This is a genomic window from Kitasatospora sp. NPDC050463 (assembly GCF_040655255.1).
Taxonomy (GTDB): Bacteria; Actinomycetota; Actinomycetes; order Streptomycetales; family Streptomycetaceae; genus Kitasatospora.
Genome location: NZ_JBFAJO010000078.1, coordinates 26,610 through 39,999, shown reverse-complemented (window position 1 = coordinate 39,999; position 13,390 = coordinate 26,610). Strand labels below are relative to the sequence as shown.

Annotated in this window: 14 protein-coding genes; 9 read left to right on the top strand and 5 right to left on the bottom strand. The window is 71.6% G+C overall.

The window, feature by feature from the left end:
* Positions 1-143 precede the first annotated feature (143 nt).
* Genes AB0J08_RS33825 through AB0J08_RS33815 form a run of 3 tightly spaced genes read right to left on the bottom strand, consistent with a single transcriptional unit; the run spans position 144 to position 3,360 of the window.
* Positions 144-1,220, bottom strand: a complete 1,077-nt coding sequence (locus AB0J08_RS33825; protein ID WP_360641736.1) for a low specificity L-threonine aldolase — start codon at positions 1,218-1,220, stop codon at positions 144-146.
* Entirely contained in the window at positions 1,217-1,963 is a 747-nt protein-coding gene (locus AB0J08_RS33820; protein ID WP_360641731.1) for an SDR family NAD(P)-dependent oxidoreductase, read from the bottom strand. Before AB0J08_RS33820 ends, AB0J08_RS33825 begins: the two co-directional genes overlap by 4 nt.
* On the bottom strand, positions 1,960-3,360 hold the full coding sequence (locus tag AB0J08_RS33815) for a DUF6421 family protein (protein WP_360641729.1): 1,401 nt from the start codon (positions 3,358-3,360) through the stop codon (positions 1,960-1,962). Before AB0J08_RS33815 ends, AB0J08_RS33820 begins: the two co-directional genes overlap by 4 nt.
* Before the next feature lie 113 nt (positions 3,361-3,473).
* On the opposite strand from AB0J08_RS33815, the gene AB0J08_RS33810 reads away from it, so the two are divergent.
* From AB0J08_RS33810 to AB0J08_RS33785, 6 genes are all read left to right on the top strand, one after another.
* Positions 3,474-3,638: a putative leader peptide gene (locus tag AB0J08_RS33810; protein WP_360641727.1), complete on the top strand. Its 165-nt coding sequence runs from the start codon at positions 3,474-3,476 to the stop codon at positions 3,636-3,638.
* 174 nt (positions 3,639-3,812) lie between these two features.
* Positions 3,813-4,685, top strand: a complete 873-nt coding sequence (locus AB0J08_RS33805; protein ID WP_360641725.1) for an ABC transporter substrate-binding protein — start codon at positions 3,813-3,815, stop codon at positions 4,683-4,685.
* A gap of 11 nt (positions 4,686-4,696) precedes the next feature.
* Positions 4,697-5,695, top strand: coding sequence for an amino acid ABC transporter permease (locus AB0J08_RS33800; protein WP_360641723.1), 999 nt, complete (start codon positions 4,697-4,699; stop codon positions 5,693-5,695).
* Between the two features lie 11 nt (positions 5,696-5,706).
* On the top strand, positions 5,707-6,480 hold the full coding sequence (locus AB0J08_RS33795; RefSeq protein ID WP_360641734.1) for an amino acid ABC transporter ATP-binding protein: 774 nt from the start codon (positions 5,707-5,709) through the stop codon (positions 6,478-6,480).
* Positions 6,481-6,743: 263 nt separating this feature from the next.
* Positions 6,744-7,316, top strand: a complete 573-nt coding sequence (locus AB0J08_RS33790; protein ID WP_360641721.1) for a DUF5134 domain-containing protein — start codon at positions 6,744-6,746, stop codon at positions 7,314-7,316.
* Positions 7,317-7,447: 131 nt separating this feature from the next.
* Positions 7,448-8,395, top strand: a complete 948-nt coding sequence (locus tag AB0J08_RS33785) for a M56 family metallopeptidase (protein WP_360641719.1) — start codon at positions 7,448-7,450, stop codon at positions 8,393-8,395.
* Positions 8,396-8,479: 84 nt separating this feature from the next.
* Here the strand turns inward: AB0J08_RS33785 and AB0J08_RS33780 are convergent, their stop codons facing one another.
* Positions 8,480-8,956 (bottom strand): MarR family transcriptional regulator, encoded by a 477-nt coding sequence (locus AB0J08_RS33780; RefSeq protein ID WP_360641717.1) that lies wholly within the window; start codon positions 8,954-8,956, stop codon positions 8,480-8,482.
* An 86-nt stretch (positions 8,957-9,042) separates the two neighbouring features.
* Here AB0J08_RS33780 and AB0J08_RS33775 point away from each other — a divergent pair, with 86 nt between their 5' ends.
* Entirely contained in the window at positions 9,043-10,557 is a 1,515-nt protein-coding gene (locus tag AB0J08_RS33775) for an MFS transporter (protein WP_360641715.1), read from the top strand.
* Positions 10,558-10,778: 221 nt separating this feature from the next.
* The gene (locus AB0J08_RS33770; protein ID WP_360641713.1) at positions 10,779-11,384 is read left to right on the top strand and encodes a helix-turn-helix domain-containing protein; all 606 of its coding nucleotides are present in this window, start codon (positions 10,779-10,781) and stop codon (positions 11,382-11,384) included.
* A gap of 56 nt (positions 11,385-11,440) precedes the next feature.
* On the opposite strand, the gene AB0J08_RS33765 is transcribed toward AB0J08_RS33770, so the two are convergent.
* Complete coding sequence (locus tag AB0J08_RS33765; protein ID WP_360641711.1) at positions 11,441-12,307, bottom strand: helix-turn-helix transcriptional regulator; 867 nt, start codon at positions 12,305-12,307, stop codon at positions 11,441-11,443.
* A 413-nt stretch (positions 12,308-12,720) separates the two neighbouring features.
* Between AB0J08_RS33765 and AB0J08_RS33760 the strand changes: the two genes are divergently transcribed.
* Positions 12,721-13,242 carry an ATP-binding protein gene (locus tag AB0J08_RS33760; protein WP_360641709.1) on the top strand — a complete coding sequence of 174 codons (522 nt, stop codon included), beginning with the start codon at positions 12,721-12,723 and terminating at the stop codon, positions 13,240-13,242.
* Positions 13,243-13,390 lie beyond the last annotated feature (148 nt).

Below are 13,390 nucleotides of genomic sequence, written 5' to 3'. Positions count from 1 at the left end.
GTTTTCCGGAGTTTCATTCATCGGATTCGCATTCCGCCGCCCCTCTCGGTGCGACTCCGGAACTGTACGGGGACCGGCCCGCCACATGCAAATCGTCCCGCCCTGCTGTCGCAGGACGGGACGATCCACTGTCACCGGTGCCGTCAGACGCGGCCCATCTCCTCGGCGATCGCAGCCGCGAAGGCGTCGATGTCCGCCTCGGTGGTGTCGTACGAACACATCCAGCGGACCTCGCCGGTGTGCTCGTTCCAGAAGTAGAAGCGGTAACGCTTCTGCAGTCGCTCGCTGACCTCGCGCGGAAGAATCGCGAAGACCGCGTTGGCCTCGACCGGGCGGACGACCGTCACACCCTCGATCTCGCGGACGGCCGCCTCCAGCCGGCTGGCCATGGCGTTGGCGTGGCCGGCGTTGCGCAGATAGAGGTCGCCCGCGAGCAGCGCCTCGAACTGGACCGACACGAAGCGCATCTTCGACGCGAGCTGCATCGAGGTCTTGCGCAGGTACTTGATGTTCCGAACCCGCTCGGGGTTCAGGACCACCACGACCTCGCCGAAGAGCAGCCCGTTCTTCGTCCCGCCGTACGAGAGCACGTCCACGCCGACGTCCGTGGTGAAGGCGCGCAGCGGCACGCCGAGCGAGGCGGCGGCGTTTGCGAGGCGCGAGCCGTCCACGTGCACCAGCATGCCGAGCTGGTGGGCGTGGTCGACGATGGCCCGGATCTCCTCCACCGTGTAGAGGGTGCCGAGCTCGGTGCTCTGGGTGATCGAGACCGCGAGCGGCTGCGCGCGGTGCTCGTCACCGAAGCCCCAGGCCTGCTGGTCGAGCAGCTCGGGGGTGAGCTTGCCGTCCGGGGTGGGGACGGTGAGCAGCTTGATGCCGCCCATCTTCTCCGGCGCGCCGCCCTCGTCCACGTTGATGTGGGCGCTCTCGGCCGCGACCACCGCGCCCCAGCGCGGGAGCAGCGCCTGCAGGGCGACGACGTTGGCGCCGGTGCCGTTGAAGACGGGGTACGCCTCGGCCGTCTCGCCGAAGTGGCGGCGGAAGACGTCCTGGAGGTGGGTGGTGTAGTCGTCCTCTCCGTAGGCGACCTGGTGGCCGCCGTTGGCGAGGGCTATCGCGGCGAGGACCTCCGGGTGCACGCCGGCGTAGTTGTCGCTGGCGAAGCCGCGGACGGCGGGGTCGTGCCGCCGAACCGCGTCGGTCGAGGTGGTGCCGGTCATCGGGCTGTCAGCCACAGGTGCTGTCCGTTCAGTTCTGCTGCGGGGCGGTCCCAGAGGCCCGCGAGGGCGGTGGCGAGGTCGGCAGTGTCCGTGAAGCCGGTGAACTTCGCGTCCGGCTTCTCGGCCCGCATCTCGGGGCTGACCAACGCCTTGATCACCAGGATCGCAGCTGCGGCGGTCGGCTCGCCGTCCTCCGCGGTGGTCTCCTTCTTGAAGGAGTCCGCCATCGAGAGCGTCCAGGCCTCGGTGGCGGCCTTGGCGGCCGCGTAGGCGGCGCCGCCCGCCGTCGGCTTGTGGGCGGCCGAGGCGGAGATCATGGCGTACCGCCCGGACTCGCTGCGGACCAGCGCGGGCTGGAAGGCGAGCGAGGTGTGCTGGAGCGTGCGCACCACGGTGTCGTGCAGGAAGTCCCAGTCGTCGATCCGGGTGTCGAAGAACTTCTTGCTGCCGCGCCAGCCGCCGACTAGGTGCAGCAGGCCGTCGACGTGGCCGTGCTCGGCCTCCAGGTGGTCGGCCCAGTCGTGGACCTCCTGCGGGTCGAGCAGGTCGATGACCTGGCCGCTGATCCGCGCGCCGGGGACGGCCGCGCGCACGGTGTCGAGGGCCTTCTCCAGCCGCTGCGGGTCGATGTCGGCGCCGATCACGGTGGCGCCGTCGGCGGCGAGGCGGCGCAGGACGGCCTGGCCGGCCGGGCCACTGGCTCCGGCGACCGCGATGACCTTGCCTTCGAGGTGGGTGTTCACGCGGCGACCTCCTGGATGCCGGCGCCGGTGATGCCGGTGGTGGCGGCGATGACGCCGCCGAGCTTCTTGGCGAGGGCCTCGTAGAACATGCTCAGCGGGAACTCGTCCGGGTGGACCGCGTCGCACAGGGCCTTGTTGAGCGCCTTGCCGTCGGCGGTGTCCAGCGGCAGCGCGTCGGGGCCCTTCGCCCAGGTGGAGGCGGGGTGCGGGGTGAGGTAGCGGGAGACCAGCTGGTAGGCGGCGATCCAGTGCGCCGTCTTCGGGCGGTCGATGCCGTCGCGGTAGAGGGTCTCGATCTCGCCGCAGAGCGCGTTGGTGACGTCGGCGACGCGGTCCCAGTCGATGCTCAGACGGTTGTCGCGCCAGCGCAGCGCGTCGTGCTTGTGCAGGTAGGCGAAGAGCAGCTGGCCGCCCATGCCGTCGTAGTTGCGCACGCGGTCACCGCTGACCGGGAAGCGGAACATCCGGTCGAAGAGGATCGCGTACTGGACGTCGCGGCCCTGGGGGTAGCCCTCCGCCTGCAGCTTCACGGCCTCCTTGAAGGCGGTGAGGTCGCAGCGGAGCTCTTCGAGGCCGTACATCCAGAACGGGCTGCGCTGCTTGATCATGAAGGGGTCGAACGGCAGGTCGCCGTGGCTGTGGGTGCGGTCGTGGACGAGGTCCCACAGGACGAAGGTCTGCTGGGCGCGCTGCTGGTCCTCCAGCAGCCCCTCGGCGTCGGCCGGGATCTCCAGGCCGAGCTGTCGGACGGCGCTGGTGGTGACGGCGCGGAAGCGGGCGGCCTCGCGGTCGCAGAAGATGCCGCCCCAGGTGAAACGGTCCGGCGCCTTGCGCACGGCCACGGTCTCGGGGAACAGCACGGCGGAGTTGGTGTCGTAGCCGGCCGTGAAGTCGGTGAAGGTGATCGGCACGAACATCGGGTTGTCGAAGCGGGTGCGCTCCAGCTCGGCCAGCCAGTCGGGCCAGACCACGCGCAGCAGGACGGCTTCCAGGTTGCGGTTCGGGTTGCCGTTCTGGGTGTACATCGCGAAGACGACCAGGTGCTCCAGGCCGTCCTCACGCTGGTCGGCGGGCTGGAAGGCGAGCAGCGAGTCCAGGAAGTCGGGCTCCCGGTAGCCGGTGTCGGCCCACTTGGCCAGGTCCGTGTCGACGGCGGCCAGGTAGGCGGCGTCGTGCGGGAAGAGCGGGGCGAGTTCCGCGATGGCACCGCGCACCGTGGCGACCAGCGGGTCGACCGTGTGCCGCTGGACGGCGGACAGGTCGATCGAGCCGTCCTTGGACTGCATCGGGCGCAGGGCCTCGACGGCGTCCTTCAGACGGAGCCAGGCCGGGTGGCCGGCGTGGGTCGAGGCCGGGGCGTCGGCCGCCACAGCGAGCCTTGGCGAAAGATTCTGCATCGTGGACTCACTTCGACAGGAGGTATTTCAACGAGACCACCATAAGTACGACAGGTTCTCCTGTTCAAGGGGGGGCCTGCCGCCGATCCTCCCGAACCGGGTGGCGACGCCGAATGTCCGGCATGTGGACGGGTGTCTGGATGTTCTGGACAGCTGCACCGTGGGGATGCGAACCTCCCGCCATGCTCCCGGCGGTGAACCTGGTGGCGCGACGCCACATCGACCTGCTCCGGGTGTCTTCCTGCTGTTGTGCGCGCGGTCTCTGCCGCTGCTGCTGATCCGGCTCGGGGGGCGCCGCGGACGCGGCCCCGTACGCCGACCATGCCGCCTGTGTTCCGGCGCCGCCACCGGGGGGAAGTGACCCGCCGAGGTGCGGCCCGGCTGCTAGCCCGGCCCGCGCCCCGTGCCCCTCACTCCCCGCACTTTCCGGTCCCTCTCCCAGGAGCCCTGCCATGACCTCCCTCCGCAAGCCGTTCGCCGCCCTGCTGGTCGCCGCCGCCGCGCTGACCGCGTGCGCCCCGCAGGACTCCGCGTCCGACGCGGGTGCCGCCGCGAGTGCGTCGGGGACGGCCGGCGGCTGCGCGCCGGGCGCGCTGACCACCCGTACCGCGGGAACGCTGACGATCGGCACCGACAAGCCCGCGTACGACCCGTGGTTCACGCAGGACAAGCCGGAGAACGGCGAGGGCTTCGAGTCCGCGGTGGCGTACGCGGTGGCCCAGAAGCTCGGTTACCCGAAGGAGAAGGTGACCTGGGTGGTCGCGCCGTTCGGCAAGGCGACCACCCCGGGCGTCAAGGACTTCGACTTCGACATCAACCAGGTGTCGATCAGTGACGAGCGCAAGCAGGCGGTCGACTTCTCCTCCGGCTACTACGACGTACGGCAGGCGGTGATCGCGCTGAAGAACTCCAAGGCGGCCGGGGCCAAGGGCATCGCCGACCTGAAGGGCGCCAAGCTGGGCGCGCAGGTCGGCACCACCAGTCTGGACGTCGTCACCAACACCATCAGGCCGACCGTGCAGCCGGCCGTCTTCGACTCCAACGACCTGGCGAAGGCCGCGCTGAAGAACGGCCAGATCGAGGCGCTGGTGGTGGACCTCCCGACGGCGTTCTACATCACCGGCGCCGAGGTGACGGAGGCCCAGGTGGTCGGGCAGTTCGAGGCGGCCGCGAAGGGCGAGCAGTTCGGGCTGGTGCTGGACAAGGGCTCCAGGCTCACCGGTTGCGTCACACAGGCCGTCGACGCCCTGCGGGCCGACGGCGCGCTGGCGAGGCTGGAGCAGCAGTGGCTCTCCGACGCCGTCTCCGCGCCCGTCCTGAAGTGAGTGAGGCTCCGATGAGCGCCGAGGCCGGGACCGGCCTGCGCAAGGGCGGTGACCAGGGCGGTGGCCAGGAGGGTGACCAGAGCGGCGGCCGGGGCGGCGGCCCTCTCCGCAAGGGCCTGCGCCGGAACCCACCGACGGAGCCGCACCCGCAGGGGCTGGCCGACGACTACCGCCCGTCCGCGCGCCGGCTGGCGCACGAGGAGTACCGGCGCAGCCGCAGCCGCCGTTCGGCGCTGATCGCCGGGGCGTCGACCCTGGCCACGGCCGTGGCGCTCTACCTGCTGGTGGTGAACTCCCCCGGCTGGGAGGCCACCCGGAAGGCGTTCTTCAACGCCGACTACGCCCGCCGGGCGCTGCCGGAGGTGATCAGGGGCCTGCGGATCAACCTGGAGCTGATGCTCGGCTGCGGGGTGCTGATCCTGTTCTTCGGCCTGCTGCTGGCGGTGCTGCGGACGCTGCGCGGGCCGGTGTTCCTGCCGGTGCGGCTGCTGGCCACGGCATACGTGGACTTCTTCCTGGGTCTGCCGATGATCATCTGCCTGCTGGTCATGATCACCGGCGTGCCGGCGCTGCGGCTGACCGGTGTGACCACGGATCCGATGCTGCTCGGCGGCGCCGCGCTGGTGCTGACGTACTCGGCGTACGTCTCCGAGGTCTTCCGGGCCGGCATCGATTCGGTGCACCCGAGCCAGCGGGCGGCCGCCCGTTCGCTGGGGCTGAGCAACGCGCAGGCGATGCGGTACGTGGTGCTGCCGCAGGCGGTCCGCCGGGTGGTGCCACCGCTGCTGAACAACCTGGTCAGCCTGCAGAAGGACACCGGCCTGGTGTCGATCGGCGGGGCGATCGACGCGGTGTACGCGGCGAAGATCATCGCCAGCCGGTCGTTCAACTACACCCCGTACGTGGTGGCCGGGCTGGTCTTCATCGTGCTGACCGTCCCGCTCACCCGGTTCACCGACTGGCTCACCCGCCGGATGAACCGCCGTCAGCACCAGGGAGGTGCGGTGTGACGATCCACCCGGTGACGACCGAACCGGTGACGGCCGAGCCGGTCCTGCGGCTGGAGTCGGTGCGCAAGAGCTTCGGCTCCCAGCTCGTCCTGCGCGACGTGGACCTCGCCGTCCCCGAACACTCCGTGACGGCACTGATCGGCGCGTCCGGCTCCGGCAAGTCCACCCTGATGCGGTGCGCCAACCTGCTGGAGCGGATCGACGACGGGGCGATCTTCCTGGACGGCGAGGAGATCACCGATCCGCGCACCGACGAGGACGCCGTCCGGCGCCGGATCGGCGTGGTGTTCCAGGCGTACAACCTCTTCCCGCACATGACGGTGCTGGAGAACGTCACGCTGGCCCCCCGCCGGGTGCACGGCCGTGGCCGGGCCGATGCCGAGGCGGCGGCGCTGGAGCTGCTGGACCGGCTCGGGCTCGCGGCCAAGGCCCGGGAGTACCCGGACCGGCTCTCCGGCGGGCAGCAGCAGCGCGTCGCCATCGTCCGCGCGCTGGTCACCGGTCCGCGGCTGCTGCTGCTCGACGAGATCACCGCCGCGCTCGACCCCGTGCTGGTCGGCGAGGTGCTCGCGGTGGTGCGGGACCTCAAGGAGCAGGGCATGACGATGGTCGTCTCCACCCACGAGATGGGCTTCGCCCGTGAGGTGGCGGACCAGGTCTGCTTCCTGGAGGCCGGCGTGGTGCTCGAACAGGGCCCGCCGGAGCAGGTGTTCGGCGATCCGCAGCACGCTCGGACCAGGCGGTTCCTGAGCCGGGTCGTCGCCTCCGGTCGGTTGACCCCGTAGCAGCGGGTGAGGCCGTCGGAGCGGGTGAGGCCGGGGCGCGGGTGACCCCGTAGGAGCGGCTGAGACTGCAGGCGGCGGACTGCCAGTCGAACAAGGGAGAATCACTCGACCGGAGTAGCGCCCTGCGGGTAGTGGAAGTGCCCTCCCGAGGCTTCACTACGGCGGGCACTCCCATGCGCCCCCGTTCGCGCCCTGATGCGCGCGGCCCCGAGCGGTGATCGTGGACAGTACGCCCGTCCCCGCTCTCCGGGAGGAGGCCGCCGATGCACGGACCGGTTCTGGTCAGCTGGCTGCTGGCCGCCCTCACCGCCACGTCCGGCGCCTACTGCCTCAGCCGCCTGGGGCGCACCCCGTGCTCGGCGGACGCCGGGGTGAAGGGCCTGCACGCCTACGAGTCGGATGCCGCCGAGGCGTTGATGGGGCTCGGGATGGCGGCGATGGCCGTCACCGGGGCCGCCGTCCCCGCCGCACTCTGGGCCTGGCTGTTCGGGCTGCCCGCGGTGGTGTTCCTGCTGGCGGCGGTGCGCGGTCGGACCGGGCGGGCCCACCGGCTGCACCATGCGATCGGCGGGCTGGCGATGACGTACATGGCGCTCGCGATGGCCGCCGCGCCCGCGCACGGCCACCACCACGCCACGAGTACGGGCGCCACGGGTGCCCCGCTGCTGACCGGCGCGCTGCTGCTCTACTTCGGCGGCTACTCGCTCTGGGCCGGTACCCGTCTGCTGGCCGCACCGGGCGGCGGGCAGACCTGGAGCACCCGCACCGCAGGGCTGCCCCGGGCCTGCCGCACGGCGATGGGCCTCGGCATGTTCGCCATGCTCCTGACGATGTGAGGCCGGTCGCGAAGGCCCGCGCGTGGCGTTGGTCACTGGGTGGCCGAAAGCCGTTCCACCGGGCGCCGCCAGCGCTTAGGTTGGCGGGGAGCGCGCTGTCGCGTTCCGTGCGTACTCGGGGAGCCCATGCCATGACGGCCCTGCTCGGCCTGCTGCTGCTCGGACTGCTGCTCTCGACCGTGGCGCCCCGGCTGCTGGCCCGGGCCCGCTGGGCCGAGCGCGAACCCGTGCTGGCCCTGCTGGTCTGGCAGTGCCTGGTGGTCGCGGTCCTGCTGTGCTGCGCCCTGAGCCTGGTGCTGGCCGCCTCGGCCGCCCTGCCGGCACTGCGGGAGCTGATCTTCACCGGCGCGCCGCACGGCGTGGAGGCCGCGTACGCGCTCCAGGAGGCCGAGGGCTGGGGGCGGCTCTGCGCCGCGATTCTGGCGGCGGGCGGTGTACGGACCGTACTGGCACTCACCCGCGAAGTCCGCTCGGCGAAGGCCCTGCGCAATCGGCGGCGCGCCCAACTGGCGAGCTGGGCACCCGAGTTGCCGGAGTCCATCGACACGCTGAAGCACCGGCGGGAGCGGCTGGTGGTGCTGGAGAACGTCCGCCCGGAGGCTTGGTCGCTACCGGGCCACAACTCCCGACTGGTGGTCACCACCGGGGCTCTCCAGCAGCTGACCGACCGGGAGTTGGCGGCCGTGCTGAGCCACGAGCGCGGACACGTCCGGGCCCGGCACCACTGGCTGTCGCAGTGCTCGCAGGCACTCGCCTCGGGCTTCCCCGGGGTCGGGGTGTTCAGCGCCTTCCGGGACCAGGTCGGCGAACTCGTGGAGCTGGCGGCGGACGACCGGGCGGCGCGGCGGCACGGGCGTCACACCACCGCCGTGGCACTGGCCGAACTCAACCTGGACCGCGGGGTGTTCGGCTCCTGCCCGCCCGGGCTGGCACAGTCCCCGAAGCGGGTGGACCGACTGCTCGCCGGGCGGCCCCGGCTGCCCGTGACACACCGGCTGCGGCTGACCCTGGCCGCGCTCACCGCGCCGGCCGCGGCCGTCCTGCTGGCCGCCGCACCGGGACTCTCGACACTGTTCTGACCCGACCCGAGCGGCCCGGACCCACCGATTCACCGACGGCGCGAGGCGCCCTCCGCCCCTGCCGCACAAGCCGTTGACGGTGCGTCAGTCGACCCGACAGGACGAAGCCGACCCCTCGCCGCCGACGCCGAGGGCCTCACCGACACCGACACCGGCATCGACGGCACCGAGCGTCCGGGCGAGCACCTCGCGGTGCAGCGGCCGGGCCTCGGCGTAGCGGCGGCAGCCGGCCTCGGTGAGCGCCACCTGGATGCCGCGCCGGTCGTCGGGGCACATCGCGCGCGTCACCAGCCCGGCCTTCTCCAGCCGGCCGATCAGTCGCGAGAGCGCGCTCTGGCTCAGATGGACGGTGCCGGCCAGCTCCTGGACCCGCAGCTGATGGCCGACGGCGCTGTCACGCTCCTCGACGAGGCGCTCCAGCACCTCGAACTCGCTCACGCCCAGGTCGTGCTTCTCACCCAGCTCGCGATCGAGCGCGCAGGTCGTCGCGGCATGGCGGGCCAGCAGGTCACGCCATTCGGCGACCAGGCCTGCCTCCGCCGGAGAGTCGAGTTCAGCCACGCCGTCACAGTACCACGTGCACGTGAAATTTATGTGTTCGCATTTAATTCACTTGCATTGAATGCACGTGCATGTAGTGTCCTGCCATGACCACCGCGACCGTCACCGCAACCGACGAACCTTCATCCAGCGGGCTGAGCTGGACTCCCCGCCTCTGGGGCACCCTGATCGTGCTCTGCGCCGCGATGTTCCTGGACGCCCTGGACGTCTCCATGGTCGGCGTCGCCCTTCCGTCCATCGGCTCCGAGCTCCACCTCTCCACCTCCGCCCTGCAATGGGTGGTCTCCGGCTACGTCCTCGGCTACGGCGGCCTGCTGCTGCTCGGTGGGCGCGCCGCCGACCTGCTCGGCCGCCGCCGGGTCTTCCTGGTCGCCCTCGGCGTGTTCGCGGGCGCCTCGCTGCTCGGCGGCCTGGTCGACGACGGCGGCCTGCTGATCGCCGCCCGCTTCCTCAAGGGCGTCAGCGCGGCCTTCACCGCGCCCGCCGGCCTGTCGATCATCACCACCACGTTCGCCGAGGGCCCGGCCCGCAACCGCGCGCTGTCGATCTACACCACCTGCGGCGCCAGCGGCTTCTCGCTCGGCCTGGTGCTGAGCGGCCTGCTCACCTCGGTCGGCTGGCGCTGGACCTTCCTGATGCCCGTGCCCGTCGCCCTGCTGGCCCTGCTCTTCGCGATCCGGCTGCTCCCCCGCCCCACCGAGGAGCGGGCCAAGGGCGGGTACGACGTACTCGGCGCGATCACCGGCACGCTCACCGTGCTGCTGCTGGTGTTCACCGTCACCGAGGCGCAGGGCGCCGGCTGGCTGAGCCTGCGCACCCTCGGCTCGCTCGCCGTGGTCGCCGCCCTGGCCGCCGCCTTCCTCGTGATCGAGAGCCGCACCGCGCACCCGCTGGTCCGGCTCGGCATCTTCCGCAACGGCTCGGTCGCCCGGGCCAACGTGATCGCCTTCACCATGACCGGCGCCTACGGCGGCTTCCAGTTCGTGGTCACGCTCTACCTGCAGCACCTGCTCGGCTGGTCGGCCCTGCAGATGGCGCTCGGACTGCTCCCGGCCGGCGCCTTCATCGCCCTGTCGGCCCCCTTCATGGGCCCGATCGTGGACCGTTTCGGCACCGGCCGGCTGCTGCCGATCGGTCTGCTCTCCCTGGCCGCCGCCTTCGCCCTGTTCCTGCGGCTGGACGAGCACAGCTCGTACCTCACCCTGGTACTGCCGTCGATGATCCTGCTGGGCGTCGGTTTCGCCCTGGCCTTCCCCTCGGTGAACATCGCCGCCACCGACGGCGTGGCCGACAAGGAGCAGGGCCTGGCCTCCGGGCTCGTCAACACCGCGATCCAGGTCGGCACGGCGGTGGTGCTCGCCGGAGCCACCGCGATGATCACCGCCGGCAGCGGCGGCGGTGACAGCGCCCAGGCCCAGTTGGACGGCTACCGGCCCGCGCTGGTCCTCGTCACCGCGATCGCGGTGCTGGGCTTCCTGATCGCCACCGTGGGCGCCGTGCTCGACCGGCGCAAGAAGGCAACTGCCGTGTCCGTCCCGGACTACGACCATCCGTCCGTCGACCCGGCCGACCGGCGGGAGGAGATCCTGACCGGGAGCTGACCCCACCAGCCCGTACCCGCTCCTCGTCATCGGGCGCGCGCCGGCTCCACCAAACCCCCGTGTCGGTGGAACCGGCGCCTCCGTACGAGCCGATCCCCGCAAGCCCGCCGAAGTGCGGGTTCCACGGATCGGCCGCTCGCGCCGCCAGTATATTGGCCAGGAGCCAACGAACGTACGGAGCAGACACGATGGCACCTCGCGGGGATTCGGTCAATGAGGAAATGCGTCAACGCTCCCGCCGGCGCATCATGCGCGCCACCGTCGAGCTCGTCGACGAGCACGGCTACGCGGGCACCACGCTGACCGACATCGCCGAGCGGGCCGGGCTCGCCCGCGGCCTGCTCTCGTACTACTTCGACGGCAAACGGCTGCTCATGCAGTCGGCGACCCACCGGATGATGCACCAGGCGCTCTCCACCGCGCTGGACGACATGGGGCCCGGCTCCACGCCCGAGGCCCGACTCGCCCGCGCGATCGACACCGTGCTGGGGCTGGCGATGGACCACCCGCGGGTGATGCGCTCGCACCTGGCGCTGATCCTGGACCCGGACACCGGCGAGTTCGTCCAGGACCCGGAGCAGCGGCAGCTCGGTGCGATCCTCCAGGCACTGCTGCGCGACTGGGGCGCGCCCGACCCGCTCGCCGAGCACGCGGTGCTGCGCAGCGCCCTGATGGGCGGCTGCATCGGGGTGCTGCTGCCGGGCGCCGAGCTGCCGCTGGCGCTGATCCGGGCCGACCTGTTCGGCCGCTACGACCTGGACTGGCACCTCGGCCTCCCGCCGCAGCCGCTGCCGCCGGAACGCGAACGGCCGCCGGCCCGCGGGTGAGCGCGGCGGCCGGCGGCCGTTCGGTGGGACGGGCGGGGCGGGTGGGACTGGCGGGGTCAGCGCTCCTTGAGGATCGACGCCAGCAGGTCGATGGTGCGCTCCGGCGTCAGGCTGTCGACGCAGAGCCGCTCCATGACCTGGATGTACGCGTCGACGTCGTCGCGCTTGTCGAGGTAGAGCGCACTGGTGAGCTGTTCCAGGTAGACCACGTCGGCGAGGTCCTGCTCGGGGAAGCGCAGGATGGTGAACGCCCCGGACTCCCCGGCATGTGCTCCGAAGCGGAACGGCATCACCTGGATCACCACGTTGGCCTGCTCGGCGATGTCGATCAGGTACTGGACCTGACCGCGCATCACCTTGGGGCCGCCGACCGGCCGGCGCAGCGCGGCCTCGTCGATGACGGCCCAGAGCCGGGGGCTGCTGCCCTCGGTGAGCAGCTTCTGGCGGCGCAGCCGGAGGCTGACCCGCCGCTCGACCTCGTCCTCGCTGATCACCGGACGACTCTGGCCGAAAACCGCGCGTGCGTACTCCTCGGACTGCAACAGGCCGGGGATGAACTGGACCTCGTAGGTGCGGATCAGTGCGGCGGCCTCCTCCAGGCCGACATAGGTCTGGAACCAGCCCGGCAGCACGTCGTTGAAGCTGTGCCACCAGCCGGACTTGTTGGCCTCGCGGACCAGGCCGAGCAGCGCCTCGCGCTCGCCGCCGTCGTCCACGCCGTAGAGGCTGAGCAGGTCGGCGACGTCGCGCTCCTTGAAGCTGACGCGGCCGAGCTCCATGCGGCTGATCTTGGACTCGGAGGCGCGGATCGCATAGCCCGCGTCCTCGCGGGTGATGCCGCGCGCCTCGCGGAGCCGGCGCAGCTGGGAGCCGAGGAGGATCCGGCGGACCATCGAGCCGCCGCCCGGCTGAACTGTGGTCATGCGGTCGAAACCTCCACCTAGGGCAAACAGCGCACAGTCTGCCATCAGTTGAGCGCTCACGGTGCCGATACTGACGGATGTTCCTATCAGTTCCGCACTCCGCACACCAGGATGCACGTGCATCCGGCGCTTGCATATGCCATTTGTACGACTGCACGTGAATCGACTCTTGCATCTGCAGTGAGCGCAGAGGACCATGGTGCACGTGCACCTGCACATCCCTGGCAATCCCGCGGGCTCCGCGTCGACCCACGCGACTCCGCACACCAGCCCGGCAGCGCCCTCGCGCCACCGGGCCTTCGTGTGCGCGCGCGACTGGTCGAGGGGCGGCCGCGCGGCCTAGCGAGTCGGAGGTGACCGGCATGACCCCGGCGGGTCCAGCCGTGTCCGCCCCCTTATGGGAGGAGCTCTTCATGAGCACCGGTACGGCCTTGGCAGTCGATCCCCATGTGGTCACCTGTACGCTCGCCCCCCGCTACGAAGCCGTCAGAACCGCGCGCGACTTCGCCAGGACCGCTCTTCAGCGCTGGGGACTGGGCGAGCTGTTCGACGATGTCGCGCTGGTGGCCTCGGAACTGGTGACCAACGCCCTGCGGCACGCGATCGGTGCGTGCCCCGGTGCGACGGGCGGCACGCTCGACGACTACGACTTTCCCACCCAGCCCGGCCCCGAGGGGCGGCTGCCGATCCGAATAAGCCTGGTGCACCGCGCACCGCAGGTGGTCTGCGCGGTCAGCGACCCCAGCAGCACCGGGCCGGTGGCGCGGGAGGCGGACTTCGTCGCCGAGTCGGGCCGCGGGCTGCACCTGGTGGACTCCTTCAGCCGGTCCTGGGGTTGGCACCCGCTGGGCGGCGGCAAGGTGGTCTGGGCCATGTTCGAGGCCGAGGCCGTCGCGTTTCCGGAGCTCGGCGGACGGCATCGCCGCTCGGCCTAGCCGTGGCCCGCGGCACCCGGGGAGGACCACCACACCGCTCCCGGTCCGAGGCCCCACAGGCCCCTCGCCGCACCCGCCCGGCCCCGCACCAGCGCCCGGCCCCCGGAGCAGCCCGGTCCGCGGTAGCCGGTCACGCGGCGCCCGGCCA

What these genes read in the sequence shown, in the direction of transcription:
- AB0J08_RS33770 (WP_360641713.1), top strand. Translation starts at nt 10,779, where the DNA reads ATGCGTCAACGCTCCCGCCGGCGCATCATGCGCGCCACCGTCGAGCTC.
- AB0J08_RS33825 (WP_360641736.1), bottom strand. Translation starts at nt 1,220, where the DNA reads ATGACCGGCACCACCTCGACCGACGCGGTTCGGCGGCACGACCCCGCC.
- AB0J08_RS33785 (WP_360641719.1), top strand. Translation starts at nt 7,448, where the DNA reads ATGACGGCCCTGCTCGGCCTGCTGCTGCTCGGACTGCTGCTCTCGACC.
- AB0J08_RS33760 (WP_360641709.1), top strand. Translation starts at nt 12,721, where the DNA reads ATGAGCACCGGTACGGCCTTGGCAGTCGATCCCCATGTGGTCACCTGT.
- AB0J08_RS33810 (WP_360641727.1), top strand. Translation starts at nt 3,474, where the DNA reads ATGTCCGGCATGTGGACGGGTGTCTGGATGTTCTGGACAGCTGCACCG.
- AB0J08_RS33815 (WP_360641729.1), bottom strand. Translation starts at nt 3,360, where the DNA reads ATGCAGAATCTTTCGCCAAGGCTCGCTGTGGCGGCCGACGCCCCGGCC.
- AB0J08_RS33800 (WP_360641723.1), top strand. Translation starts at nt 4,697, where the DNA reads ATGAGCGCCGAGGCCGGGACCGGCCTGCGCAAGGGCGGTGACCAGGGC.
- AB0J08_RS33790 (WP_360641721.1), top strand. Translation starts at nt 6,744, where the DNA reads ATGCACGGACCGGTTCTGGTCAGCTGGCTGCTGGCCGCCCTCACCGCC.
- AB0J08_RS33765 (WP_360641711.1), bottom strand. Translation starts at nt 12,307, where the DNA reads ATGACCACAGTTCAGCCGGGCGGCGGCTCGATGGTCCGCCGGATCCTC.
- AB0J08_RS33805 (WP_360641725.1), top strand. Translation starts at nt 3,813, where the DNA reads ATGACCTCCCTCCGCAAGCCGTTCGCCGCCCTGCTGGTCGCCGCCGCC.
- AB0J08_RS33775 (WP_360641715.1), top strand. Translation starts at nt 9,043, where the DNA reads ATGACCACCGCGACCGTCACCGCAACCGACGAACCTTCATCCAGCGGG.